General features: G+C 55.2%; 19 protein-coding genes. 9 read left to right on the forward strand and 10 right to left on the reverse strand.

Annotation, left to right across the window (positions count from 1 at the left end):
- Positions 1-45: 45 nt before the first annotated feature.
- Both B9A24_RS05155 and B9A24_RS05160 read right to left on the reverse strand, forming a co-directional pair.
- The gene (locus B9A24_RS05155; protein ID WP_084444110.1) at positions 46-3,666 is read right to left on the reverse strand and encodes a M1 family aminopeptidase; all 3,621 of its coding nucleotides are present in this window, start codon (positions 3,664-3,666) and stop codon (positions 46-48) included.
- A 184-nt stretch (positions 3,667-3,850) separates the two neighbouring features.
- A complete protein-coding gene (locus B9A24_RS05160; RefSeq protein ID WP_084444111.1) occupies positions 3,851-4,744 on the reverse strand; it encodes an ABC transporter ATP-binding protein in 894 nt (297 codons plus the stop codon).
- Between the two features lie 264 nt (positions 4,745-5,008).
- Between B9A24_RS05160 and aspS the strand changes: the two genes are divergently transcribed.
- From aspS to B9A24_RS05185, 5 genes are all read left to right on the forward strand, one after another.
- Positions 5,009-6,811, forward strand: a complete 1,803-nt coding sequence (aspS, locus tag B9A24_RS05165) for an aspartate--tRNA ligase (protein WP_084444112.1) — start codon at positions 5,009-5,011, stop codon at positions 6,809-6,811.
- A 3-nt stretch (positions 6,812-6,814) separates the two neighbouring features.
- The gene (locus B9A24_RS05170) at positions 6,815-7,273 is read left to right on the forward strand and encodes a hypothetical protein (RefSeq protein WP_084444113.1); all 459 of its coding nucleotides are present in this window, start codon (positions 6,815-6,817) and stop codon (positions 7,271-7,273) included.
- Between the two features lie 89 nt (positions 7,274-7,362).
- The gene (locus B9A24_RS05175) at positions 7,363-8,157 is read left to right on the forward strand and encodes a 3'-5' exonuclease (protein WP_200813868.1); all 795 of its coding nucleotides are present in this window, start codon (positions 7,363-7,365) and stop codon (positions 8,155-8,157) included.
- A gap of 222 nt (positions 8,158-8,379) precedes the next feature.
- Positions 8,380-9,774, forward strand: coding sequence for an OmpA family protein (locus B9A24_RS05180; protein WP_084444114.1), 1,395 nt, complete (start codon positions 8,380-8,382; stop codon positions 9,772-9,774).
- Positions 9,775-9,941: 167 nt separating this feature from the next.
- On the forward strand, positions 9,942-10,580 hold the full coding sequence (locus tag B9A24_RS05185; protein WP_084444115.1) for a hypothetical protein: 639 nt from the start codon (positions 9,942-9,944) through the stop codon (positions 10,578-10,580).
- Positions 10,581-10,689: 109 nt separating this feature from the next.
- On the opposite strand, the gene B9A24_RS05190 is transcribed toward B9A24_RS05185, so the two are convergent.
- The 5 genes from B9A24_RS05190 to nuoK form a co-directional block, all read right to left on the reverse strand.
- Positions 10,690-12,093 carry an NADH-quinone oxidoreductase subunit N gene (locus tag B9A24_RS05190; protein ID WP_084444116.1) on the reverse strand — a complete coding sequence of 468 codons (1,404 nt, stop codon included), beginning with the start codon at positions 12,091-12,093 and terminating at the stop codon, positions 10,690-10,692.
- Positions 12,094-12,195: 102 nt separating this feature from the next.
- Positions 12,196-13,662, reverse strand: a complete 1,467-nt coding sequence (locus tag B9A24_RS05195) for a complex I subunit 4 family protein (RefSeq protein ID WP_084444117.1) — start codon at positions 13,660-13,662, stop codon at positions 12,196-12,198.
- Between the two features lie 52 nt (positions 13,663-13,714).
- Positions 13,715-14,182: a hypothetical protein gene (locus tag B9A24_RS05200; RefSeq protein WP_143434767.1), complete on the reverse strand. Its 468-nt coding sequence runs from the start codon at positions 14,180-14,182 to the stop codon at positions 13,715-13,717.
- Between the two features lie 24 nt (positions 14,183-14,206).
- Positions 14,207-16,159 (reverse strand): NADH-quinone oxidoreductase subunit L, encoded by a 1,953-nt coding sequence (nuoL, locus tag B9A24_RS05205; protein ID WP_084444119.1) that lies wholly within the window; start codon positions 16,157-16,159, stop codon positions 14,207-14,209.
- Positions 16,160-16,305: 146 nt separating this feature from the next.
- Positions 16,306-16,638 carry an NADH-quinone oxidoreductase subunit NuoK gene (gene nuoK / locus B9A24_RS05210; RefSeq protein ID WP_084444120.1) on the reverse strand — a complete coding sequence of 111 codons (333 nt, stop codon included), beginning with the start codon at positions 16,636-16,638 and terminating at the stop codon, positions 16,306-16,308.
- Between the two features lie 230 nt (positions 16,639-16,868).
- Between nuoK and B9A24_RS05215 the strand changes: the two genes are divergently transcribed.
- The 4 genes from B9A24_RS05215 to B9A24_RS05230 all read left to right on the forward strand — a co-directional run bounded on the left by B9A24_RS05215 (position 16,869) and on the right by B9A24_RS05230 (position 20,073).
- Positions 16,869-18,218, forward strand: coding sequence for an SWIM zinc finger family protein (locus B9A24_RS05215; protein WP_084444121.1), 1,350 nt, complete (start codon positions 16,869-16,871; stop codon positions 18,216-18,218).
- Between the two features lie 21 nt (positions 18,219-18,239).
- Positions 18,240-18,884 carry a hypothetical protein gene (locus tag B9A24_RS05220; protein WP_084444122.1) on the forward strand — a complete coding sequence of 215 codons (645 nt, stop codon included), beginning with the start codon at positions 18,240-18,242 and terminating at the stop codon, positions 18,882-18,884.
- A 135-nt stretch (positions 18,885-19,019) separates the two neighbouring features.
- A complete protein-coding gene (locus B9A24_RS05225) occupies positions 19,020-19,622 on the forward strand; it encodes an RNA polymerase sigma factor (protein WP_234997001.1) in 603 nt (200 codons plus the stop codon).
- A gap of 73 nt (positions 19,623-19,695) precedes the next feature.
- On the forward strand, positions 19,696-20,073 hold the full coding sequence (locus B9A24_RS05230; protein ID WP_143434768.1) for a periplasmic heavy metal sensor: 378 nt from the start codon (positions 19,696-19,698) through the stop codon (positions 20,071-20,073).
- 75 nt (positions 20,074-20,148) lie between these two features.
- On the opposite strand, the gene B9A24_RS05235 is transcribed toward B9A24_RS05230, so the two are convergent.
- From B9A24_RS05235 to B9A24_RS05245, 3 genes are all read right to left on the reverse strand, one after another.
- Complete coding sequence (locus tag B9A24_RS05235; RefSeq protein WP_084444123.1) at positions 20,149-20,658, reverse strand: NADH-quinone oxidoreductase subunit J family protein; 510 nt, start codon at positions 20,656-20,658, stop codon at positions 20,149-20,151.
- A gap of 222 nt (positions 20,659-20,880) precedes the next feature.
- Entirely contained in the window at positions 20,881-21,858 is a 978-nt protein-coding gene (locus B9A24_RS05240; protein WP_084444124.1) for an NAD-dependent epimerase/dehydratase family protein, read from the reverse strand.
- 5 nt (positions 21,859-21,863) lie between these two features.
- Complete coding sequence (locus B9A24_RS05245) at positions 21,864-22,634, reverse strand: WecB/TagA/CpsF family glycosyltransferase (protein WP_084444125.1); 771 nt, start codon at positions 22,632-22,634, stop codon at positions 21,864-21,866.
- Between the last annotated feature and the right edge of the window lie 239 nt (positions 22,635-22,873).

Here is a 22,873-nt window from a genome sequence, read left to right on the forward strand (position 1 = left end):
TCCGGCCCTTTGCACAATCCGGGCCAAACCCGAAAAGCCCCCCAGCTAGCTACGCGGTAAGTTTTTGACGTTGTCGTCTGGGTCGCGGTCAATTAATTCATTAAATGGGTCAATACCAGCCTTTACCGGCTTTTCGGCCACGATAATTTCGAGCTTATTATTGCCTGCTTTCAAACGGGTTTTGCGCCGGTACAGCGGCTCGTCGCGCCACTTACCATTTACTTTGCGTTCGATGAGCACCGCAATATCTATCCAGTCGTTCATGGGCGCAGGGCGCTCATTGCCTAGGCTGTCGGCGTAGAACTTCTTGCTGTTCAGGTTGAGCGTGACGCGGTATTTGCCCCCCGGCAGCTTCTTGTAAGAAACCGAATCAACCCGGTTTTCATACAGCGTAATCCGCTCAAACATATCAGTAACAAGATATTGAAGGGAGTCGGGCGTAACCTGGCGCAGGTGGCGCAGCAAATCCGGCGAGGTAGTGTAGGGCGGTTGCTGAAACTTTACCTCTTTGATATAGGCCGCCAGCGCCTGGTTTACCTTGTCTTCCCCAACGTAATCCTGCAAGGCATACATCGCCACCGAGCCTTTGCGATAATGGATATACTGCTGATTCTCTACCTTATAGAGCGGCTGCTCCTTGCTTTGCTCCGTGGCGCGGCCGGTGAGGTAGCGGTCCATCTCGTGCTTCAGGAACTTGCGCATGCGGGCCTCGCCGTAGAGCTGCTTCATCACCATCAGGGCCGCGTACTGAGAAAGGGTTTCCGACATCATCGTGGAGCCCTGCACGTTGGCCCCAATTACCTGGTGCGCCCACCATTGGTGCGCCACCTCGTGGGCCGTCACGTAGTAGGGGTAATCTACGTCCTCGGGGTCGGCGGAGTCGATTTTGGCGATAAAGCCGATGTTCTCGGAGTACGGAATGGTGTTGGGGAAACTCTGGGCAAACGTCTGGTAGCCCGGAAACTCCACGATGCGCACCTGCCGATGCTGGTAAGGGCCAAAGTTTTTGGTGAAGTAGGTCAGGCCATCCTGCACGCCGCGCACCATGCGGTCGAGGTTGTACTCGTGGCCGGGCTGGTAATAAATGGCAATATCGATGTCGTTCCATTTAGCCTTGCGCACCGCATAGCGGGCCGATTGGAAGGAGTAGAAATTGAGAATAGGCGCGTCCATTTCGTAGCGGAAATAGCGGCGGCCATTCTCGGCCCATTCCTTCTTCAAGTAGCCGGGCGCCAGCGCCAGCTGGTCGGGCTCGGTGCTGACGGTGGCCGCAAAGCGCACCCAGTCCGAGTCGTGGCTAATGTAGGTATTGCGGCGGGCGGCGGTATCAGTGAGCGACGCCATACGGGGCTTGGGGGGCAAATTATAGTCCTTGCGCGTTTCCTCATCGCTGATTTCGGCATTCGGGTTATAGCCAATGTTGGGTAGGAGCTGACTATTGATAAAAGTGCCGTTGTAGACCACGCTGGTGCGGTTAGTCACGTTCTCAAAACCCGGCGCGGCGTAATACAAATCGAAGCGCAGTGGCAGGGAGTCGCCCGGAGCTAGGGGCTGCGGTAAGCGCTGCACATAGAAGCCCAGCAGCGAATCGCTGAGTACCGTGCGGGCTGGCGCTGCGCCGGCTGCGCCGAGGGTGAGCAGGCGAATACGGGCCTCCTGAGGTAGGTTTAGCTGCACCGAATCGATTGGTTGGCCCGTTTTGTTGCGTAGCCAGTACTGGCCCCGCAGCCGCACTTCCTGACGGCTCGGAAACAGGTCGGCCTGCACTTCCACAGCCGTGATGCGCGGCTGCGGGCGGCGGCCCAGGCGGCTGTATTTTCTCTCAAACTCTACGGTCTGCTTCTCCTGGGTTTTGGAGCCCTGGTAGCGGTTGAGCACGTTGGTATTGTAGTAAATAAAGCCCCCCACGACCAGAAACGTGAGCAGGCCGGCGCCCATCGCCAGCCGGGCCGGGCCGGTAAAGCGACTGGCTGCCAGCTTTTGTCGCACGTTTGCGCTGGTTTCGGTGCCGCGCACCCAGAGCAAATTGGCCCCCACGGCCAACACCAGAGCCAAACCTGCCCAGTACAGCTTAAACCACAAAAACGGCCCGATAAAGTGGCCAAATTTATTCAGGGCCGAGTACTGCACGCCGGGGTCGGAGCCATAAATCGCCAGGTTGTGCTCTAGTCCGATTTGGCTCGCGAAAAGCGTGAACATGTAGTAAAGCAGCATCACGAAGTGGCCCAGATACTTGTGATTTACAAGCACATGCACTGCTATTGCCAACACTACCAACAGCCAATAATCAAGTAGCCGCAGCCCGAACAGGTATTTGATGTACAGCCCTAGCTCAAATTGGTAGTAGCCGGAAAATATCTGCGTCAGCAAGCCGCAAACCAACACTATTACTTGCAGCACCACGGGCACCAGCAGTAGGGCCGCCAGCTTGGAAGCCAAAGGCACCCAGTTAGGCAGGGGCAGGGCGTCATAAATCTGATTGAGGTGAGCGTCCCGTTCCCGCCACACCAGCTCGCCAGCGTAGAAGGTGATAATTGCCAGCGAGAACAGGCTAAACGACCCCGACAAAATGATGGCCACCTGAGCCGTGACGGGAAAGGTTCGGGTGTCGAAGATCTTACCGATCTGCAGGGCGGCAACCAGCAAAAAGGCCAGACCCGCTACCACGATAGCAATAAAATAGGGGCTACGGATGATGTCCAGAAACTCCAGCTTGGTCAGGCGCGCCCACTGCCGCAGGTATTGGCTGGTGCCGAACTGCTGGTGCACGCGCGGCAGCACTACGCTGGCCGTGGTGGGCACTACATCCAGGCCGGGCCGCTCAGCGCGTCGCCGCACAGGTCCTTCGGCGGCACTTTGAGTGAAGCGGAAACGCCAGAAGCAGAAGCCCAGCAGTGCCAAGCCCACCCCCAGCCACACCAGGCGGTTGCCGAGCAGCAAGCCGGTGAGCGGTACGAGTTGGGTGTTTTTCTCGGCCGTCGTCCAGTATTTGGTGAGTTGGCGGGAGGCGCCGCTGCCCATCGGGTCGAGCAGGCTGCCAATGGTCTGGTTATCGAGATCGGAGAGCTGGCCTTGAGCGACAAAATACAGCACCAGAAACACGATACTGCCCACATACGTAGCCAACGCCTTGCGCGTGAGCGTGCCTAAGGCAAAGAAAATGGCCCCCATCAGCACTACGTTCGGCAGTACCAGCGTGAGGTAGGGATTTAAGTAGCCCATTAGCCGCTGCGGCCCGATTCGCTCAGCCGGCATGCCCGGTATCAGCGTTCCAATAAATAAGCCTACCGCAATACCGCTGAGCACCAGCATCGTAATAACGAGCGTGCCGGTGAAGCGCCCCCCCAGATACCCCAGCCGCGAGATGGGCGTAGTAAAGAGCAGCGGGTGCATACGGGTTTCAAAGTCGCGCAATATGGCCGGCCCAAACATAGCCGAAATCAGCAGCACGCCCGGGATGAGAGTCAGAACAGTGGTGTAGCCATTCAGGGAAAACGGCGAGTTCACAAACACCTTACTGCCCACACTCACCGATAGGCCCTTAAAAAAGCCCCCCGAGGTGAGCATCAGCAGCAAAGCCAGCAGCAGCAGAATGCCGAAATATATATAGGTAGCCGGCCGCCGCAGCCGGTACCACAGCTCAAATTTGAATATCTGGAGAAACATGGGAGAGGATGTTAAATTCTTATAAATGGAGCAACGATTGACCTCACCCCCTATCCCCCTCTCCTCGGGGAGAGGGGAAACTAGCTCTAAAAACTAGTCTTCTAGTTAATGCTAGGTTGCTAGAAGAACTAACAGCTAGTCCCCCCTCTCCCCGAGGAGAGGGGGCTAGGGGGGAGATCCTTAACTAAGCTACTACCGCCATGCCCCGTTCTGCCTCCGCAATGCGGGCGAAATACACATCCTCCAAAGAAGGCGTTACGGACTCATACTCCACCCCCGGCGACCCGTCGCTGACCACGTGCACAATGGTCTGGCCTGCATACAGGCGCGAGGAAATCACCTGCTGCTCCTGCTGCAAAGCTGGCAGCTGCTCCTTGGCAATAGCGCGGCGCCATACCTGACCTTGCAACTCATTCATGACTACCAGCGGGTCGCCGGTCAGGAGTACTTGGCCTTTATTGATGATGGCCATGTTGCGGCACAAGTCGCTCACATCACTCACGATGTGGGTGCTCAGAATGACAATGATGTTCTCGCCAATCTCGCTCAGCAGGTTGTGAAAGCGGTTGCGCTCGGCCGGGTCGAGGCCGGCGGTGGGCTCGTCCACGATAATCAAGCGCGGGTTGCCGAGCAGGGCCTGCGCGATACCAAAGCGCTGCTTCATCCCGCCGGAATAGCCCCCCAGATTTTTTTTGCGGACTTCGTAGAGGTTGGTCTTGTGCAGCAGGGCGGCCACCGTGGCCTTGCGCTCCTTGCTGTCGGCAAGGCCCTTGAGCACGGCGAAGTGGTCCAATAAATCTTCGGCCGTGACTTTGGGGTACACCCCAAATTCCTGGGGCAAATAGCCCAGAATGCGGCGTACGCCATCTTTTTCGCGCAGCACATCCAGCTCATCCAGGCGGATGCTACCGCTGTTGGCCTCCTGCAAGGTGGCGATGGTGCGCATCAGGCTTGACTTGCCTGCGCCATTGGGACCTAGCAGGCCAAACATGCCGGTCGGGATAGTCAGGTTCACGTCGCGCAGGGCCTGCACGCCGTTGGAATAGGTTTTCGACAGGTTTTCGATGACGAGGGCCATGTGCGGAGAGGTAGTTAAATAAGAAATGAATCTATAGTGTGGAAAAGGCGGAAAGAACCACCTGAAAGATAGAGCATAGACTATAATAGTTGCCTTGTCGACGCATAATCTTTTGGGAGGAATAAGCCATACATCGCCGCTCTGGGGCAGGTATTACAGCCCCGAAAAAATAAAGCAGCGGCCCTCCCTGAATTTCGGAGCCAGCCATATCTTCCTACCTTCGCTCTCGAAGTCCCGATCACCTCTTACCGACTATTCAAGCACATGCTCCGTACCCATACCTGCGGCGAACTTCGCCTCGAACACGCTGGCCAATCTGTTACTCTTTGCGGCTGGGTGCAGCGTACCCGCGACAAAGGCGGCATCCTCTGGATTGACCTGCGCGACCGTTATGGCCTCACTCAACTGGCTCTGGAAGAAGGCGTTGAAACGGCCGAGGTCCGTGAGCAGGCCCGCCAGCTGGGCCGTGAATTTGTGCTCTGCGTGACGGGCAAAGTAGCCGAGCGCCATTCCAAAAACGATAAGATGCCCACCGGCAACATCGAGATTCGGGTGGAGAAGCTGGATGTGCTGAACCCCGCCAAACTGCCCCCCTTCCTCATCGAAGACGACACCGACGGCGGCGACGACCTGCGCATGAAGTACCGCTACCTGGATTTGCGCCGCTCGCCCGTGCGTCGCAATCTGGAGCTGCGCCACCGCGTGGCCCAGGCAACGCGTCGCTTCCTCGATGGGCAGGAGTTTATCGAGGTAGAAACGCCCGTACTCATAAAAAGCACCCCGGAAGGTGCCCGCGACTTTGTGGTGCCTTCGCGCATGAATCCCGGCGAGTTTTACGCCCTGCCCCAGTCGCCCCAGACGTTCAAGCAGCTGCTGATGGTGTCGGGCTTCGACCGCTACTTCCAGATCGTGAAGTGCTTCCGCGACGAGGACCTGCGCGCCGACCGCCAGCCCGAGTTCACCCAGATTGACTGCGAAATGTCCTTCGTGGAGCAGGAAGACATTTTGCGCACCTTCGAGGGCCTGGTGCAGTACCTCTTCAAAGAAGTAAAAGGCCTGGAAATCGGGATGCTGCCGCGCATGACCTACGCCGATGCCATGCGCTTCTACGGCAACGACAAGCCCGACACGCGCTTCGAAATGAAGTTTGTGGAGCTGAAAAACGCCGAAAAAACGCCCCCCACGGCCGATCAAACGCAGGATATCGTGTCGGGCTATAGCTTTCCGGTGTTCGAAAGCGCGGAACTGGTTGTGGGTATCAACGCCATCAACAGCGCCGTGTACACGCGCAAGCAGCTCGACGAACTGACCGAGTTTGTGAAGCGTCCGCAGATTGGCGCTACCGGCCTCATCTACGCCCGCGTAGAAGCGGATGGCAGCGTCAAATCGTCGGTTGATAAGTTCTACGCGCAGGAAGTATTGCAGCAGTGGAAAGCGGCATTCAACGCGGCTCCCGGCGATTTACTGCTCATTCTGGCCGGCGAAGCCAACCGTACGCGCAAAGCGCTTTCGGAGCTGCGTCTGGAAATTGGGCAGCGCATGGGCCTGCGGAATAAGGACACATTCTCCCCGCTGTGGGTCGTTGATTTTCCATTGCTTGAGTTCAACGAGGAGGAAAACCGCTACTTCGCCATGCACCACCCCTTCACCTCGCCCAAGCCCGAGGATATTGCCCTGCTCGACAACCCGCAAACTATCGGTCAGGTACGCGCCAATGCCTATGACATGGTAATTAACGGCGTGGAAGTGGGAGGAGGATCCATCCGTATTCACGACCGCACGGTGCAGGCGCGCATGTTTTCACTGCTCGGCTTCTCGGATGAGGAAGCGCAGGCCCAGTTCGGCTTCCTGCTCGATGCCTTCGAGTACGGCGCGCCGCCCCACGGTGGCATTGCCTTCGGCTTCGACCGCCTCTGCAGCCTCTTCGGCGGCGCCGACTCCATCCGCGACTTCATCGCCTTCCCCAAAAACAACTCCGGCCGCGATGTGATGATCGACTCGCCTTCGCCGATTTCCGGGGGGCAATTAAAGGAGCTGAGTATTGCTACGGCGGTAGTGGGGAAGTAATCAATGAAAAAGCCCCCCAAGAAGCCCAAACAGATTAGTTATAAATACGAAATAGGGTACTCACAGGGGAGAATAGTAGTTGATGTTGTAATTGGGCTGTTTTTCATTATAGTATTTGGCATTTCCAGTAAATGGTGGATGGGTAATGTTTGGTGGCTGATCATCTGGATAGCAATTGGCACTTTCATTTTATGGGGCGCAATAAAACGAGCCAAAAACCAAGGGCCACAAATAAAAATTAGTTATGCAGGTATTTGGACTAAAAAGACAGGATTGCTGAGTTGGCATAGGATAAGCCTACAAATTCGGCAATTCACTACCTACCGTAGCGTTTCATATAGCCTGGTTATATCTAACCGCGTCAGTGGTATTGAATTGATAAGTTTTAATACTGGAGACCTTGATATGAACCTAGTTGAACTACGTAAAATAGCCAGTGAATTCTCCTCAACTCTAGCTTAGATGAAATAGAGCGTGAAAAGATAAAATTTGCCCCCCAGCGCCCAAAAACCCTATCTTCGGCTCTATCGCCCGCTAGCCACACCTATCCCATGCAGATTCTGCGCAAAACTCCGCTCGACCAAATCTTTGTCCTCGACATTGAAACGGTGCCGTGCGTGGGCTGCCACGACGAGCTGAATGACATGCTGCGCCTGCTCTGGGAACACAAGTGCCACGCATTGCGCCGCGACAAAGGTTGGCGCACCGGCCCCGAGGAAGTGGAAGCTATGCCCTCGCACCTGGAGGCCGCCAGCTTATTCGCTCAGGCGGGTATTTACGCTGAGTTTGGCCGGGTGGTATGCATTTCGGTGGGCTGCTTCAACTTCAATAAGCAGGAAGAAACCTGGCGCTTCCGCGTGAAGTCTTTCGCCCATGAAGATGAGAAGCTGATGCTGCGCGAGTTTTCCGCGTTGCTGGCCCGCAAGCCGCAGTACTTGCTTTGTGCCCACAATGGCAAAGAGTTCGACTTTCCTTACCTGGGGCGCCGCCTGCTCATCAACGGCCTGCCGCTGCCGCCGCAGCTGGATATCGCCGGCAAAAAACCGTGGGAAGTAGCGCACTTCGACACGATGGAGCTGTGGAAATTCGGCGACCGAAAATCCTTTACCTCCCTGCCGCTACTGGCGGCCATGTTCGGCATCCCGACGCCCAAAGACGACATTAGTGGGGCGGATGTGGCGCGGGTGTACTACAACGAGAAGGACTTACCGCGTATCGTGAAGTATTGCCAGAAAGACATTATCACCACGGCCCGCCTGCTCCAGAAGTTTCGCGGCGACGAGCCATTTCATGATGATGCAGTGGTGTACGCTGATGAGGCAAGCACCGTGATGCGACGAATATAGAAGCGGGCTTTGTTGCCGCTCCTGAAAGGATTCGGCCGGAGGTGTAGGCGCGCAGGGCAGAAAAGCCGTAGATGCGAGGGGGTGAAAATCAGTTGCGGGTGCATCTGCCAGAAATTATAAACCACCTATACACTATTGAATATGAGTAGTTTATCAATCAAAATATAAAATTTTTTCCATAAAAATTAGTACTATTATTCTCTCTTCAACTTCTTGCCTGCTATGACTTATAACTTACTGGAGACCGTAAAAAACCACTTCTCCACTGAGGCTATTCAGCAAACCGGAGTAGCCGCGGTAGGAGAAAGTGAAGCAGGCATCGAACGAACCCTATCGAGGGTCATTTCTTTGGTAATAAATAGTCTGACCAACCTAGCCGAGCAAGTGGGTGGGGCGGAAGTGCTCTGGAGCATGGCGCGCGAAGCCCACGACCAGGGCGTGCTAAGTCCCTCCGCCGGCCGAATAATCGGGGGCGGTGGCTGGCAGAGTCGGGGCGCTGAGCTGATGAAGTCGCTGCTGAGCGACCGATACACATTCGCGGTGGAAACCATAGCAGATGGTGCGGGTAGTCAGAAAGCTACCGTGAGCAATCTGCTGGGATTGGCTACTCCTATTACTCTGGCTGTCTTGGGGCAGCAGGCTGCCGAAGCCGGACTGGATTCCAGTGGGTTGAGCCAGTGGCTACAGGAGCAACGCCGTATGGTGGGCGCTATTCAGCCCGACATGGCCCGGCCTTTTGCCCCCCAGCCTCAGCCACAAGCCCAGAATCAGACACAGTCCATTCCCCGCCCAAGTCCGATGAGCTTTGATACGCCGCGCGTGAACGGACTGGGTTATAACCCCGATAAGGTTGGGCTGCAAAATCGTCGTACCTCAGCCGTCGGCGACTACTACCACCCGGAAGAAGTGCCGGTCAAAACTTCTATCTGGTCTTCCAGCTGGCTGGGCTTAGGGATATTGCTGGTAGCAATTGCCGCCGCGCTCGGCTACTTTTTAGGCCAGGACCGGATAGATGCAAGCTTAAACAACTTGCCTGGTAACTCTGAATCGGAGGCTGCGGCTCAGACTACCGTGGTGGCGACCGGGCCAGCCGGTACTACCCAGGGACGCTACGACGAGGCTACTGGCAACTACATCTACGATACGGGCCTGCCCACGCTTATCAAGCTGCGCGATGGCCCGCGGCAAATGGTGGGGGCCAACTCGACGGAAAACCGGTTGTATCAGTTTCTGGCTAATGACGCTGCTCAGGTAGATTCGGTGAACAGAACGAAAGGCTGGATCAGCTTCGACCGGATTTATTTCGCGCCTTCCAGCGCCGTGCTTACCCCCGAGTCGCAGCAACAGCTCCGAAATGTGGCGGCTATTCTAAAGAACTTTCCACGCGCTAAAGTGCGTATTGGCGGCTATACCGATAATAGCGGCAGTTTCGTCAGCAACATGAAGATGAGCGAGGACAGGGCCAATGCCGCGATGGCCGTCCTGGTAGATCTGGGGGTTGATGCCACCCGCGTTACTACCAAAGGCTACGGACAGAAAATACCGATTGCCAGCAACGACACGGAAGACGGCCGGGCCCTCAACCGGCGCATCAGTCTGCGCGTGACGCGTAAGTAGAGACAAGTTTTCAGGATCCTCTGAAAGCCTCCTTATACACTAAGGGGGCTTTTTTTGTGGAGAATCGGGCACTAAAAAGCCCCCCAGAGGTTATCAGAGTCGGCCGGCTTGGTTTGCTCGCTAGGGGTAGTGAAAGCGTATTATCTGGATAAGATGGAATTGCAGGAATGATGATCAACTGGAGTGATGTCTTGGCAAATGTCAGCGTATATGCGCTGCTAATTGGAGCCGCCTCCTGGGTAGCGAAGGCGCTGGGCGAACACTTTCTGAAGATGCGGTTCCGAGCCTATGAGAAGGAACTAGAAAGCAAGTCGATTGAATTCAAAGCCCAGCTCGAGCGGAGTTTGGAGCAGTTTCGAGCGGAGTTACAGCTAGCTAATACCAAGGACTCGCGGCTCCACGAAAAGCGCATGCTCGTGCTGGAAAATCTCTACCAAAAAATAGTGAGCCTGAATGCGGCGCTAAAGGAAATGACAGCCACCCTGAAATTTATCCGCGCCGATGCCGATCAGGAAGAAGACGAGCGTATTAAAATGGCCAGCCAGGCGTATGATGCGTTCCTGAAATATTACACAGAAAATAAAATATTCTTTTCTCTGGAATCGTGCGGCCAACTCGATGCGTTGCGCAATAGCTACTTTGATAGTATGCAGAAGTATAGCGCGTCGGAATATCTAATAGGAAGCGACAATTTTCGTCCTGACTTCGGTAAGGCTCAGCTAGCCTCTGAAATAGTGCGAAAATCAATTCCGATAGTTATGCGGAATATTGAAAAGGATTTTCGGGAATTATTAGGGGTAAAGTAATATAAGGGTTATTATATGCGCCTGGAAGTTAACGAAGCTATAGCTGAACTGGCTGTCATGCTGAGCTTGTCGAAGCATGACAGCCAATTTTTTAATTGTTACGTTCTTCTTACAGAATGCCGCTTACTAAGCCGGGCAACACACCCAGTGCTACGGTCAGCAACGCCAGCACGAATAGCACCGCCGATTGAAAGCTGCCTACGGCAATGGGAGTGGCAACATCATCGTCGGCCGGCTTCATGTACATCGCAATGATGGGCCGCAGGTAGTAGTAGATGCCCACCATCGACATGACGACCGCGAAGACCACCAAGCCAATGTAGCCTTTGTCCACGGCCGCGCCGAAAAGGAAAAATTTGCCAAAAAAGCCCCCCGTGAGCGGAATGCCCGCGAGGGAAAGCATGGCAATAGTCATGACAAAAGCCAGCAGCGGATTGGTGCGGGCCAGGCCGTTCAGACCGTCGTAATCCTCGCGCTGGCGCTGGTCGTGCACGAGCTTGAGCACGCCGAAGGCGGCCACTGTGGCAATGGAATAAGCTAATGAGTAAAAGAAAATTCCGTTGGCCGACAAGCCGCTGAGCTGCCCATTAAACGCCACTAAGCCAATAAGCAGATAGCCCGCGTGCGAAATGCTGGAGTAAGCCAGCATGCGCTTTACGCTCTGCTGGGCAACGGCTCCTACATTGCCAATCAGCAGCGTGAGGGCACACATAGCAACGATTGTAGGAATCCAGAAGTCCTGAGCGGCGGGGAAAGCCTGCACCAGCAGCTTGAGAAAGGCCGCGAAGCCAGCCGTTTTCACTACGGTGCTCATGAAGGCCGCGAAGAACGTGGGCGTACCTTCGTATACGTCGGGTGTCCAATAGTGGAAGGGCGCGGCCGATACTTTGAAACCGATACCAATGAGCATCAGCAGAATGCCGATGTAGAGCATGGGGCGCAGCGAGTCGTTGGCAGGATTCGTAACTGCCGTACCGATTTCGCTGAGTTGGAAAGCGCCCGTAGCGCCGTATACCAAGGCAATACCGAAGAGCAGAATGCCGGTAGCAAACGAGCCCATGAGAAAATACTTGAGGGCGGCTTCGTTGGAACGCACGTTGCGCTTATCGGAGCCGGCTACCACGTACATGGAAATACTCAGGATTTCGATGCCTACGAACAGCATGAGCATGTTGTCGTAGCTGACCATCATAATGGCCCCCACGAGCGAGAACAGCAGCAGGGAGTAGTACTCAGCGAGATTGGCCTCGTTGTCGCGCACGTACTTCTGCGAGAAGGGCAGCAACAGCAGCGTAGTCAGAACCACAATGCCCGTGAAGGCCACCGAGAACCGGTCGATGGTGAGCATCTTGTTGAAATACGACTGGGCAGGCGCGTTCCAATCGTACACGTTGGCTCCGAAGACGATTAACAGAATAACCATAGCTGCGGGCAGCAGCATGCGGTTCGAGCGCAGAAAGCCTAAGAACAGATTGGCGATGCCCAGAACGGAAAGTAATATAATAGAGGCCATTGGCAGGATGTAACCCCAAAGTTTAGCTGTGCTGCCCTTCGGTGAGTCGTTGAATGAGGTCGTTACAGCGGTGCGAACGACACATGGAGCATAACCGCCTGTTTACCGCTGCATCAAGCTCAGAATCCGAATCACGCTGGGCTCCGACATTTGCAGGAAGGTATTTGGAAACAAGCCAATCCAGAAGATCATAACGATCAGGGGCACCAATACGGCCAGCTCGGCGCCGTTCAGGTCGCGGAAAGCGGCGGTGAAGGCAGTAGCCGGACCGAGCATCACGCGTTGGAACATGCGCAGCAGATAAACAGCCCCCAGAATGATGGTGATGCCAGCCACCGCGCCCAGCCAGTTGTTGTACTGAAACACGCCCGCCAGCAGCAGAAACTCACCCACAAATCCACTAGTGAGGGGCAAAGCCACCGTGGCGAGCAGCACCACCAGAAAGCTCACGGAGAGCAAGGGCGTGGTTTGGGTCAGGCCACCCAGCTCGGGGATGAGGCGGGTATTGGTGCGGCGCTGAATAATGTCAGCAATGAAGAACATGCCCACCACGTTTACGCCGTGGGCCAGCATCTGAACGACGGCGCCCTGCAACCCCATTTGCGTCAGCGAGAACACGCCCGCCGCCATCAACCCGACGTGGGAGAGGGAGGAATAAGCAATCAGCCGCTTCATATCACGCTGGCGGATGGCGATGATAGCGCCGTAAATAATGCCGATAACGGCCAGAATCATGATCAGCCAACCCCACTGACTAACGCCTAGTGGCGTGATGGGCAGGAGCCAGCGCAAACAGCCGTAGATACCCATTTTGAGCATAATACCCGACAGCAGCATGGTAGCCGGAGCCGGGGCTTCAGTATATGTATCAGGCTGCCAGGTGTGGAAGGGGAAGATGGGCATCTTCACCGCGAAGGCAATGAAAATCAGCCAGAACAGCCATGACTGCTCCGCGGCAGTTAGGCTCAGATTATAGAACGCCTGAAGATCAGAAGTGTGGGCGGCCAGGCCATTGGCGGCGGGGCCGGTTTGGTAGTAGAGGTACACGAAGCCGGCCAGCATAAACAGCGAGCCGATGATGGTGTACAGGAAAAACTTAAAGGTGACAGCCACGCGCCGCTCCCCGCCCCAAATGCCAGCCAGAAAGTAGATCGGAATAAGCGCCACTTCCCAGAAGAAGTAGAACAGGAACGCATCCATGGAGGTAAATACCCCAATCAGGCCGGTTTGCATGAACAGTACCAGCGCGTAGAAAGCCGACTCATTCTTGTAGTCGTGGCGGAAGGAAGCCAGCAGAATCAGCGGCACCAGGAAGGTGGTGAGCAGCACGAGCAGCAAGCTCAGCCCATCCATGCCGATGTGGAAGCTGATGCCCGCCGAGGCAATCCAGGGCAGGTTCACTTCCAACTGGCCAGTGTTGCTGGCATTGAAGGTAATCGCCGCGTACACCGCGACCAGAAACTCCAGCAGCGCCGCCCCGAAGGCGAATACACGCCCGGCTTTGCCTTTAACAAAGTGCAGCAGCAGCGCGGCGGCAAGGGGGAAGAAAAGGAGAAGAGCTGTGAGCATCCAATCTGGGAAGAGAGTTGGGTTTGACTTAATTTCTAGATGTATAACTGTCTTATTTTTTAGTCTTTGCTTTCACTGCATCCATGTCACATTCAGCTGTATATAAAATAAAATTTCCGCTGTATTTGACAGTAATGATTGCATTGTTTTCATAGTCAGACCAAGTATCTGCCTTAACTTTTTTAAGTTTTTTAGTCCAACTTTCTAAATCAAATTTGTCGGCTGGAAAAGCAAAAGTTACCCTAATGAGCGTTCCTTCTAGGAAGTCAAAGGATATTCCACCATAATCGTGCATATTCAGGAACTTCACGTTCCCAAACGACTCGTCGTCCTTTTCTGAAGAGAACTGATAACCAGTGTTTTGTACATATTTTTTTCTGGTCGAAGATTCATCCAAAAACCATCCCCATTCCTTATTACTAGGCATAGTTGTTAGATAATTATCTACAGCAAAAGATTGGGCTTTTAATGGGGAATTAATAAAAAAGAATCCTAATAAAAGGGATAAAAAGAGCTTCATAATATTCTTTATCGTTTATAGATGTTAAAACTTACCAAAGTTCAGCGCGAGAATCAGCACGATACCCACCACCATTAGAATCAGATACACGCCAATTGTGCCGGTCTGTACGTAGCGTAATAAGTACCCCCCACCGAGAGTCAGGCGACCTAGGCCGTTCACGATGGGATCAATGATGCCTTGCTCCACGAAGCGGTACAGCCCGCGCGATAAGCCCATGATAGGACGCACGAAGAGGGCGTTATATAGCTCATCGATGTAGTATTTATGGTACACCAGGCTCTCGGGAGCCGAGCGTTGCGCTTCGTCTGAAACTGGGCGTACGCCGCGGGAAATGTACTGCACGTAGGCGAAGATGATACCTAGCACGCCAGCGGCAACGGAGGCGCCGATGAGCATGAGTTCGGTGCTGTGGTCGATTTCGCCAGTAAAAGCGCCTGGATTGATTTGGCGGGAGTACGTGAAAATGGGAGCCAGGAAATCGGCCAGGTAATGTTTGCCCCCCAGGAACATGGGTGCGCCCATAAAGCCTCCCACAGCCGCCAGAATGGCCAGAATAATCAGCGGGAGCGTCATGGAGGCCGGCGACTCGTGCAGGTGGTGCTTCTGCTCCTCCGTACCCCGAAACTCGCCGAAGAACGTGAGGAATAGCAAACGGAACATATAGAAAGCCGTCAGGAAGGCGGTGAACAGGCCCACGGCCCACATGAGCTTACTGTGCTCGTAGGTGTGCGCCAGGATTTCATCTTTGGAGAAGAAGCCTGAAAACGGCGGAATGCCGGAAATAGCCAAGCAGCCGATGAAGAAAGTCAGGAAGGTGATGGGCAAGGCTTTGCGCAGGCCGCCCATACGGCGAATGTCCTGCTCGTTGCTCATGGCGTGAATCACGGAGCCAGCCCCGAGGAACATCAGCGCCTTGAAGAAAGCGTGGGTCAGGACGTGGAATAGGGAGGAGGTGTAGCCCATTACGCCCAGGGCCAGGAACATGTAGCCGAGCTGGGAAACCGTGGAATAGGCCAGCACCTTCTTGATGTCGTTCTGCGCCAAGCCAATAGTAGCCGCGAACAGCGCCGTAGCTAAACCAATGATACCCACTACTTCGAGCGTAGCCGGAGCCAAGGTGAAGAGCACATTGGCCCGCAGCACCATATAAATGCCCGCCGTCACCATGGTAGCGGCGTGGATCAGGGCCGATACGGGCGTGGGGCCGGCCATGGCGTCGGGGAGCCAGGTGTAGAGCGGCAGCTGGGCCGATTTGCCCATAGCACCCACAAAAAGCAGCAATGTAATAGCCGTTAGAATGCTGACGGTGTAGGGGCCAAACTGGCTGAGCGCGGCCTTCTGAAATACCTCGGCGTACTGTATTGAGTCGAAGGTGAGGTAGATGAGGAAGATGCCGAGCAGGAAGCCTAAGTCACCGATGCGGTTCATAATGAAAGCTTTCTTGGCGGCGTTGTTGTAGTCGTGGTTTTTGTTCCAGAAGCCGATAAGCAGGTAGGAGCAGAGCCCCACGCCTTCCCAGCCGATAAAGAGAATCACAAAATTGGCCCCCAGCACCAGCACCAGCATGCTGAAAATGAACAGGTTCAGGAAGCTGAAGAACTTACCCACGTTTTCATCGTGGGCCATGTATCCGATGCTGTACACGTGAATCAGGAAGCCCACGCCCGTCACCAGCAGTAGCATAATCAGGCTGAGCTGGTCGATCTGGTACTGGAAGGGAATGCGCATGGAGCCTACCGTAATCCAGTCGAAGAGCTGCACGGTGTACTGCCGCTCGAAGGTGGTGAACAGGTAGATCGAAATCAGGAAAGAGCCCAGCACCGTGGCGCTACCAATCAAGCCCGCCACAGTGGCCGACAGGCGCTTGTTCAGCAAGCCATTGATCAGGAAGCCCAGGAAGGGCAACAGCGGAATAAGAACGTACAGCAGCGTGGAATAGGGTGCGCCGTAATTGGGTAAAACGAGTTCTTGCATATGCTGGTGGGGACCTCATCCCCTAGCCCCTTCTCCTCGGGGAGAAGGGGGACTAGCTGTAATCTTGTAGAATAACTAGCAGCTAAAAAAGCTAAAAACTAGTCCCCTTCTCCCCGAGGAGAAGGGGCTAGGGGATGAGGTTATCATTACCACTTCAACCGACTCAACAGATTGACGTCGGTATTCTGAAAATTACGGTAAATCATCACGATAATACCTAGTCCGACCGACACCTCAGCGGCCGCTACGGCCATGATGAAAAACACGAAAACCTGGCCGTTCGGGTCAGCGCGGTAGGCGGAGAAAGCGGTTAGCAGCACGTTCACGGCGTTGAGCATCAGCTCGATGCACATGAAGATAATAATAGCATTGCGCCGCGTGAGCACTCCGGTTACGCCAATGGCAAATAGAGCCGTGGCAAAGAAAACGTAATACTGAAGCGGGACGGTGCGAATGACTTCTGGGATGGTCTGTTCCATGCAGTTGGGCTAGCCGACAAAGCAAAAAGCCCCCCGAAGCTCGGTCGGGGCTGATTAGCTGGCAAAGGTATCCTGAAAATCGGAAAACACTACCCTTAAAATTGGCTTGGTCGCGAACTGAGAGTGGGTACAAGAACCTGAGACCAACCCAAGTTCCTGCGTGGCGCGCCGTGGGCTGGGAAAGGCTAAAGCAGAATCTGTTACTTTGTTTTTTATCTACGTTGCTGCTTATGTTCACGCTGTTCGACCTGCGCGTTCTAGCCAATGCCGCCAGCTTCAGCCGGGGCCGGGCCTATTTTGAAGAAGGAGCCGTGGGCCGCGTCCGGCACCAGGCCGACGACAACTTGTTCTCCGCCACCGTAAGCGGCTCCGACGACTATACCGTGGAGCTGACGCTGACCCCGGATGGCCCCGACTTCTTCTGCGACTGCCCGTACGACTACGACGGCATCTGCAAGCACTGCGTGGCTCTGGGGCTGACCGTATTGGAGGAATTCGGGCTGGAGGCCGAGGCGAGAAACCCGGCTTTGAAACCTAAAAAAGGTTCTGCTGGCAGCCAAAAAACCGTAGCCCCTTTACCGGCCAAGCCCGCTTTGGCCGAGGCCGCGCCGCCCGTGTCGGCGGCGGCGCTGGAAGCGGCCCTGCGCGAAGTGGGCAAGCCCGAGAAGCTGAAGTTTCTGGAGTTGCAGCTGCGCCAGAACCCCAGTCTGGCGCAGGCTTTCCTGATCCATTTCTACGGCCCGCCCTTGCCCCCCGACCCGCTCGATGCTGACACCACGCTGCCCCGCCCGGACGACTTGCGCGACGAGCTGCGCCGCGCCCTAGGCCGCCTGCGCTTCGACTACGACTACCTGGCCGACGACGATGGTAATTTGCCGCCCGTCGTCACCATATACGGGCAGGCCAGCCGGTTTTTGCCGGCCCTGACGGAGCGTATTGGGGCGGTGCTGGAGCCGGTGCTGCTGCCCGTGGCCGCCGCCATCCGGGCGGCCCTGGAAGCCGGACGACTAGCCGAGGCCGTGCGCCGCTGGCACGGGGCCTGGCTAGGCATCACAGGGGTAAAGCGGCCCGCCGCCGACGCGTACTATCTGTTTTCGGGCGGTCAGTATGCCCGGCAGGTGGTGGAAACCTGGCTGCGTCTGCTGCCCGAAGTGGGGGTGGAGAAGCTGCTGAGCCGTCAGGAATTTGCCCCCCAGGAAGTGGCCCGCTGCGTGCCGGTGCTCATCCGGCCGGTGCTGCGCGAAGCTCACTCCGTGCGACCCCAGCCTAGCCCGCCCACGTCCCTGGCCCAAGTGCCCGACGCCGACCAAGTGCTGCTGCTGGCTGTGGCCTTCAACCCCAGCCTGGCCCCGGCCCTGCGCGCGGCCCTGCAACCCCACGAGGACCGGCTGCCGGTGCTGCTGCGCCTGCGCCTGGCCACCGGCTGCCGCGATTGGGCCTCCTGGGAGCCGCTGACCGCCCAGGAGGCCGCGCACAACCCCGGCATTGCCCTCAGCCTGCTTCAGTTTTACCTCGACCACGACCGACGGGCCGACCTGCTGCGGGCCGCTGACACGTATTTTACCCCCACGCCCAGCTAATCGGGCCGTTCGTGCTGGCCAATGTCACGCCCGCCGAAAGCCGCCATCTTATATGTGAAGGCGCTGACACAGCGGGCCGAAGCCAGCCAGGAGTTTGCCGATTTTGAGGAGCTGGCCGGGCTTTGGACGGCGAAGGAGCGGGCGGCTTCTGTAAAACAGGTGTTGGAGACGCGCAAGGCCCGCTTCTCGCCCCTGTTCCGGGCGCTGGCCGCCGAAAACCGCCCGGCTGATATTCTGTCCCTGGCCTTGCAGCTCGACTGGCACCCCTGGCCCCGCACGTCCTACTGGTCCGTGGCCCCGCCCAACGACCTCACCGACCTGCCGGAGCTGTTGCGCCTGGCCGCTCGCCACGACCCCGAGGCCACTCTCGACGCCGTAATGGAGCGCACGGAAGAATATCTGGATGACAAAATCCGTCGCTCCGTGGAGCTGTACGAGCGCATCGGTGGCTGGCTGAAGGTGCTGCACGAGCTGCCCGCCCTCACCGAGCAGGTGACGCTGTTTGCCGAAGGTCTGTACGCTCAGCACAACAAGCTGGCCTACCTGCGCCGGGCGCTACGGGCGGCCCAGGTGCTGCCCGAGCCTGAACCGGCCCCGCCCGCCCGGCCGGGGCCGGTTCAAGCAGCGCGATCCGGCCGCAAACCCCGTAATCCCTTCGCTCGGTAAGCGCTACCTTCGCAGTTCTCACTTGTTCCGCACGCCATGAGCATTGCTACTATACCTGGCGGCGTCGCTGGGGGGTAAAATAATTCTCGGCAGCAACTAAAATATTTGCCCCCCAGCCACGTCTGCCGAAGCAGAATGGAAACGCTACCCCTCACGCTCGATGCCACGCTGGCAATGACCGCAGGCCACCAAGACCAGCAGATACAGGAAGCAGTTCGCACCCAGCGCGCCCGACTGCTTGCCTTCATCCGTCGCCGTATTCCCGATGAGGCGGAGGCCGAAGACGTATTGCAGGATGTATTTGCCGAACTCGTAGAAAGCTACCGCCTGTTCAAGCCCGTGGAGCAGGCCGCAGCCTGGCTTTTTCGGGTCGCTCGTAATAAAATCACCGACCTTTACCGCCGCAAAAAGCCTGTTTCACTGGAAAATGAGTTGGCAAGCGGCTTTGATGATGAAGATTCCCTGCTGCTGGCTGATGTGCTGCCGGCCGCTGATGACTCGCCCGAGAACCGCCTGCTGCGCGAGACGCTGATGGAAGCCTTGGCAGAAGCACTGGAAGAATTGCCCCCCAATCAGCGTCAGGTGTTCGTATGGCACGAGTTGGAGGAGAAGACGTTCCGCGAAATGGAGGCCGAAACCGGTGTCCCGCTCAAAACCCTGATTTCCCGTAAGCACTACGCCGTGCAGCACCTGCGCAAGCGCTTGCAGAAACTCTACACCGAGCTATTTACAGACTAGAGAAGCCCCCCAGAAGCCATTGCTCCGCATGAGTGCCTCTTCTGCGACAAAAATACTTCCTAAAGCCACCCCCATGAATCGTTCATTCTGGCTGCTACGCGGCCTCAAGTTTTTCTTTCTCGCCGCCCTGTTTGTGGCGGCTGCCGGCTTTGTAACCATGCGCTTGTGGAACTGGCTGGTGCCCGTGCTCTTCAAAGGGCCGTTTATCAGCTTCTGGCAAACACTTGCGTTATTGGTGCTTACTCGTATTCTCTTCGGCGGCTGGGGACGCGGTGGCCGGCCCGGTGGCTGGGCTCGGCGACGCGAAGTATGGCGCAAAAAGATGGAATCGCGCATGGCCCACCTGACGCCCGAAGAGCAGAAGAAATTTCGCCAACAGATGCGCTCTAGCTGCGGGCCACCCTGGATGCGGCGGTCGGTGGAAGAAGAAACAGCCTCTACCTCCGCATAGAATCGGCTAAGCGATAAAAACAAAAGCGGCGACTGAGTTTCAGTCGCCGCTTTCGCTATAGTGCAAAGTGTTGTTTTAGAAGTTGCGCTCTCCCGTTTCCCGCTTGCCCAGCATCACAGCTCCCACCATTGCAGCGATAAACAATACCGATACCAGCTCAAAGGGTAGCATGTACTGCTTGTACAGCGTCATGCCCAGCCGGTCTACCATCCCGATTTGCGAATCGAAAGTTGTGGCGTTAGCGCCGCCGGGCTGAATGTCACGCAGAGCAGCGACCAGGATGAGTAACAGCGAGCCGCCAGCTATAGCCGCCGCTATCTTAGACAGAGCTGATTTATGTGGCTCCGTGTCGGCGTTCAGGTTCAGGAACATTATCACGAACAGGAACAATACCATAATGGCCCCGGCATACACAATGATATTTACGGCCGCCAGAAACTGCGCGTTCAGCAGCAAGTAATGCCCTGATATCGTGAAAAATGTCAGAATCAGGAACAGCACACTGTGAACCGGATTTTTGGCGAGCACCACACCCAGCGCACTAAACAGCGCCACAAATGACAGAAAGAAAAAGAGAGGAGACATAAACGAAGGTAGCACCAAACTTCAGCTTGGCGAATCAGTGAACGGTATTGGTGCGGTAAAGATACTCCTCCACGACTCGAAAATTGTCATCATTGCACGCGCTACACTAAACCTCTCTAACTTCAAGCTTACGGCAATCCTTCGGTGTATACCGGCAGGCACCAGACACGAAAAGGCAGCACTAGTGCTGCCTTTTCGTGTCTGGTGCCTGCCAATCAGAAGTTACTCGACTGTTTCCAGTTGCTTAACTATCTGCTCAGCAATCCAGGGGTATGTTCTCTCCAATCCCTGACGGAGATTAAGTTTAGGCTCCCAGCCAAGCTTCTCCCGGATCAGGGCGTTGTCGGAGTTTCTTCCGCGCACGCCAGTTGGGCCAGGGATATTCTTGATACTCAGCGGTTTGTTGCCAATTTCCATTACCAGCTTAGCAAGGTCATTGATAGTAATCATCTCCTCTGAGCCAATATTAACGGGGCCTGAGAAATCGGAATCCATGAGCTGACGAACGGCATCACAGCAGTCCTGTACGTGCAGGAAAGAACGCGTTTGCTTCCCATCACCCCAGATTTCCATCGTACCACCTTCATCGGCAGAAGCTACTTTCCGGCACATAGCGGCGGGTGCTTTCTCCTTGCCACCCATCCAAGTACCTTCTTCTCCGAAGATATTATGAAAGCGGGCTATGCGTACCTGAATACCGTGGTTCCGGTTATAAGCCAGATACAAACGCTCGCTAAACAATTTCTCCCAGCCGTACTCACTGTCGGGGGCGGCGGGGTAAGCCGAATCCTCGGAGCATTTGGGATTGTCAGGATCCAATTGATTGTATTCAGGATACATACAGGCCGATGAGGAGTAGAAGATTTTCTTCACTCCTGCCAGGCGGCTGGCTTCCGCGACATTGAGGTTGATGGTAGCCGAATTATACATCACAGCTGCATCGTTATTGCCAGTGAAGATGTAACCTGCTCCGCCCATATCAGCGGCCAGTTGATAAACATCTTCTATGTCTTTCACTACCTCCCGGCAAATCACCGGATCAGTTAGATCACCTACGATAAACTCATCGGCGGGCGAAGGGCTGAACTCATTACGCTTCAGGTCACATACCCGTACCCAATAGCCTTCGCTTTTTAATCTTTTAACCAAGTGGCCGCCAATGAAACCACCGCCGCCACAGACGAGAATTTTTTTGCTCATAACTGTCAATGTTGAATTTTGGAGTGTCTTAAATTTAAAATGTTGTAGTAGACGAACAATGGGACTATCTGTAAATATCGCTTCCAAAGTCGCTTAGGCTCTACGCACAGGCGGAAAAACCACTCCAAGCCCATCTTTTGCATAAATCCGGGGGCCTGCACTACTTTCCCAATATGGAAGTCAAAGGCAGCCCCCACGGTGACTATGAAATGTACATTCGTGTAGCGAGCGAGTTGGTATGCAAACTTTTCCTGCTTGGGAGTGCTGATGCCAACCCAAACGACATTTATATCTAAAGAGGTGATTTTTTCGCCTAATTCTCGGAATTCCTGATCTGATAATTCCCGGAAAGGGGGGCAAAATGTTCCGACGACGTTATAATTGTGAAACTTACTGGCGCAAGCCGCCTTCAGTTCGTCAGCTACTCCCTCCTTACCACCGCAGAAAAAGTGCCGAATTGGCGTATGGGCCGTCGATTGCATCATTTCAGCAAAAAAATCGGGACCATAACACCGCTGCATTTCCTTTTCACCCTTCATCCTTCCTACCCATACCGTAGGCATACCGTCGGGCAGATTTATATAAAAGCTGGAGAGAATATTCTTTAGGTTTGGATCGGAGTGTGCCGTAACCAGGCCATGCGCGCCCGTAGCACTAATACAATAGTTATGCCGGGCTTCCTTCCGCATCTCATTCCTCAGAATGCTAGATGCATCCTGAATATTCCCCGCAAAAAGAGGCACATCTAGGACCTTAACTGATTTGATCTTCTCCATTAAATAAGCGCGATGTGCAGCAAATACGAAAACACAATAGAAGCAGACGAAAAAATGTGAAAATTTCTGAATAAAATAACGACTTAATAATAAGGAGGCAATCGATAAAGGCAGAATGCTTTGAGCTATACTACAGAGCTGCGTCGATGAATGATTGGAGCCTTAGAGACAAGCATTAAAGGGCGTAGTTCAGGCACTGATAAAATGCTATATAATAGCGGAACTTACACCAGACCACT

It is taken from the genome of Hymenobacter roseosalivarius DSM 11622 (genome assembly GCF_900176135.1).
In the GTDB taxonomy this organism is placed as follows: Bacteria; Bacteroidota; Bacteroidia; order Cytophagales; family Hymenobacteraceae; genus Hymenobacter; species Hymenobacter roseosalivarius.

Excerpts from the sequence above, each read along its gene's own strand:
- B9A24_RS05235 (WP_084444123.1), bottom strand. The coding sequence starts at position 20,658 with ATGTCTCCTCTCTTTTTCTTTCTGTCATTTGTGGCGCTGTTTAGTGCG.
- B9A24_RS05215 (WP_084444121.1), top strand. The coding sequence starts at position 16,869 with ATGTTCACGCTGTTCGACCTGCGCGTTCTAGCCAATGCCGCCAGCTTC.
- B9A24_RS05185 (WP_084444115.1), top strand. The coding sequence starts at position 9,942 with ATGATGATCAACTGGAGTGATGTCTTGGCAAATGTCAGCGTATATGCG.
- B9A24_RS05245 (WP_084444125.1), bottom strand. The coding sequence starts at position 22,634 with ATGGAGAAGATCAAATCAGTTAAGGTCCTAGATGTGCCTCTTTTTGCG.
- B9A24_RS05200 (WP_143434767.1), bottom strand. The coding sequence starts at position 14,182 with ATGAAGCTCTTTTTATCCCTTTTATTAGGATTCTTTTTTATTAATTCC.
- B9A24_RS05170 (WP_084444113.1), top strand. The coding sequence starts at position 6,815 with ATGAAAAAGCCCCCCAAGAAGCCCAAACAGATTAGTTATAAATACGAA.
- B9A24_RS05240 (WP_084444124.1), bottom strand. The coding sequence starts at position 21,858 with ATGAGCAAAAAAATTCTCGTCTGTGGCGGCGGTGGTTTCATTGGCGGC.
- nuoL (WP_084444119.1), bottom strand. The coding sequence starts at position 16,159 with ATGCAAGAACTCGTTTTACCCAATTACGGCGCACCCTATTCCACGCTG.
- B9A24_RS05230 (WP_143434768.1), top strand. The coding sequence starts at position 19,696 with ATGAATCGTTCATTCTGGCTGCTACGCGGCCTCAAGTTTTTCTTTCTC.
- B9A24_RS05195 (WP_084444117.1), bottom strand. The coding sequence starts at position 13,662 with ATGCTCACAGCTCTTCTCCTTTTCTTCCCCCTTGCCGCCGCGCTGCTG.
- aspS (WP_084444112.1), top strand. The coding sequence starts at position 5,009 with ATGCTCCGTACCCATACCTGCGGCGAACTTCGCCTCGAACACGCTGGC.
- B9A24_RS05190 (WP_084444116.1), bottom strand. The coding sequence starts at position 12,093 with ATGGCCTCTATTATATTACTTTCCGTTCTGGGCATCGCCAATCTGTTC.
- nuoK (WP_084444120.1), bottom strand. The coding sequence starts at position 16,638 with ATGGAACAGACCATCCCAGAAGTCATTCGCACCGTCCCGCTTCAGTAT.
- B9A24_RS05175 (WP_200813868.1), top strand. The coding sequence starts at position 7,363 with ATGCAGATTCTGCGCAAAACTCCGCTCGACCAAATCTTTGTCCTCGAC.
- B9A24_RS05155 (WP_084444110.1), bottom strand. The coding sequence starts at position 3,666 with ATGTTTCTCCAGATATTCAAATTTGAGCTGTGGTACCGGCTGCGGCGG.
- B9A24_RS05225 (WP_234997001.1), top strand. The coding sequence starts at position 19,020 with ATGGAAACGCTACCCCTCACGCTCGATGCCACGCTGGCAATGACCGCA.
- B9A24_RS05220 (WP_084444122.1), top strand. The coding sequence starts at position 18,240 with ATGTCACGCCCGCCGAAAGCCGCCATCTTATATGTGAAGGCGCTGACA.
- B9A24_RS05180 (WP_084444114.1), top strand. The coding sequence starts at position 8,380 with ATGACTTATAACTTACTGGAGACCGTAAAAAACCACTTCTCCACTGAG.
- B9A24_RS05160 (WP_084444111.1), bottom strand. The coding sequence starts at position 4,744 with ATGGCCCTCGTCATCGAAAACCTGTCGAAAACCTATTCCAACGGCGTG.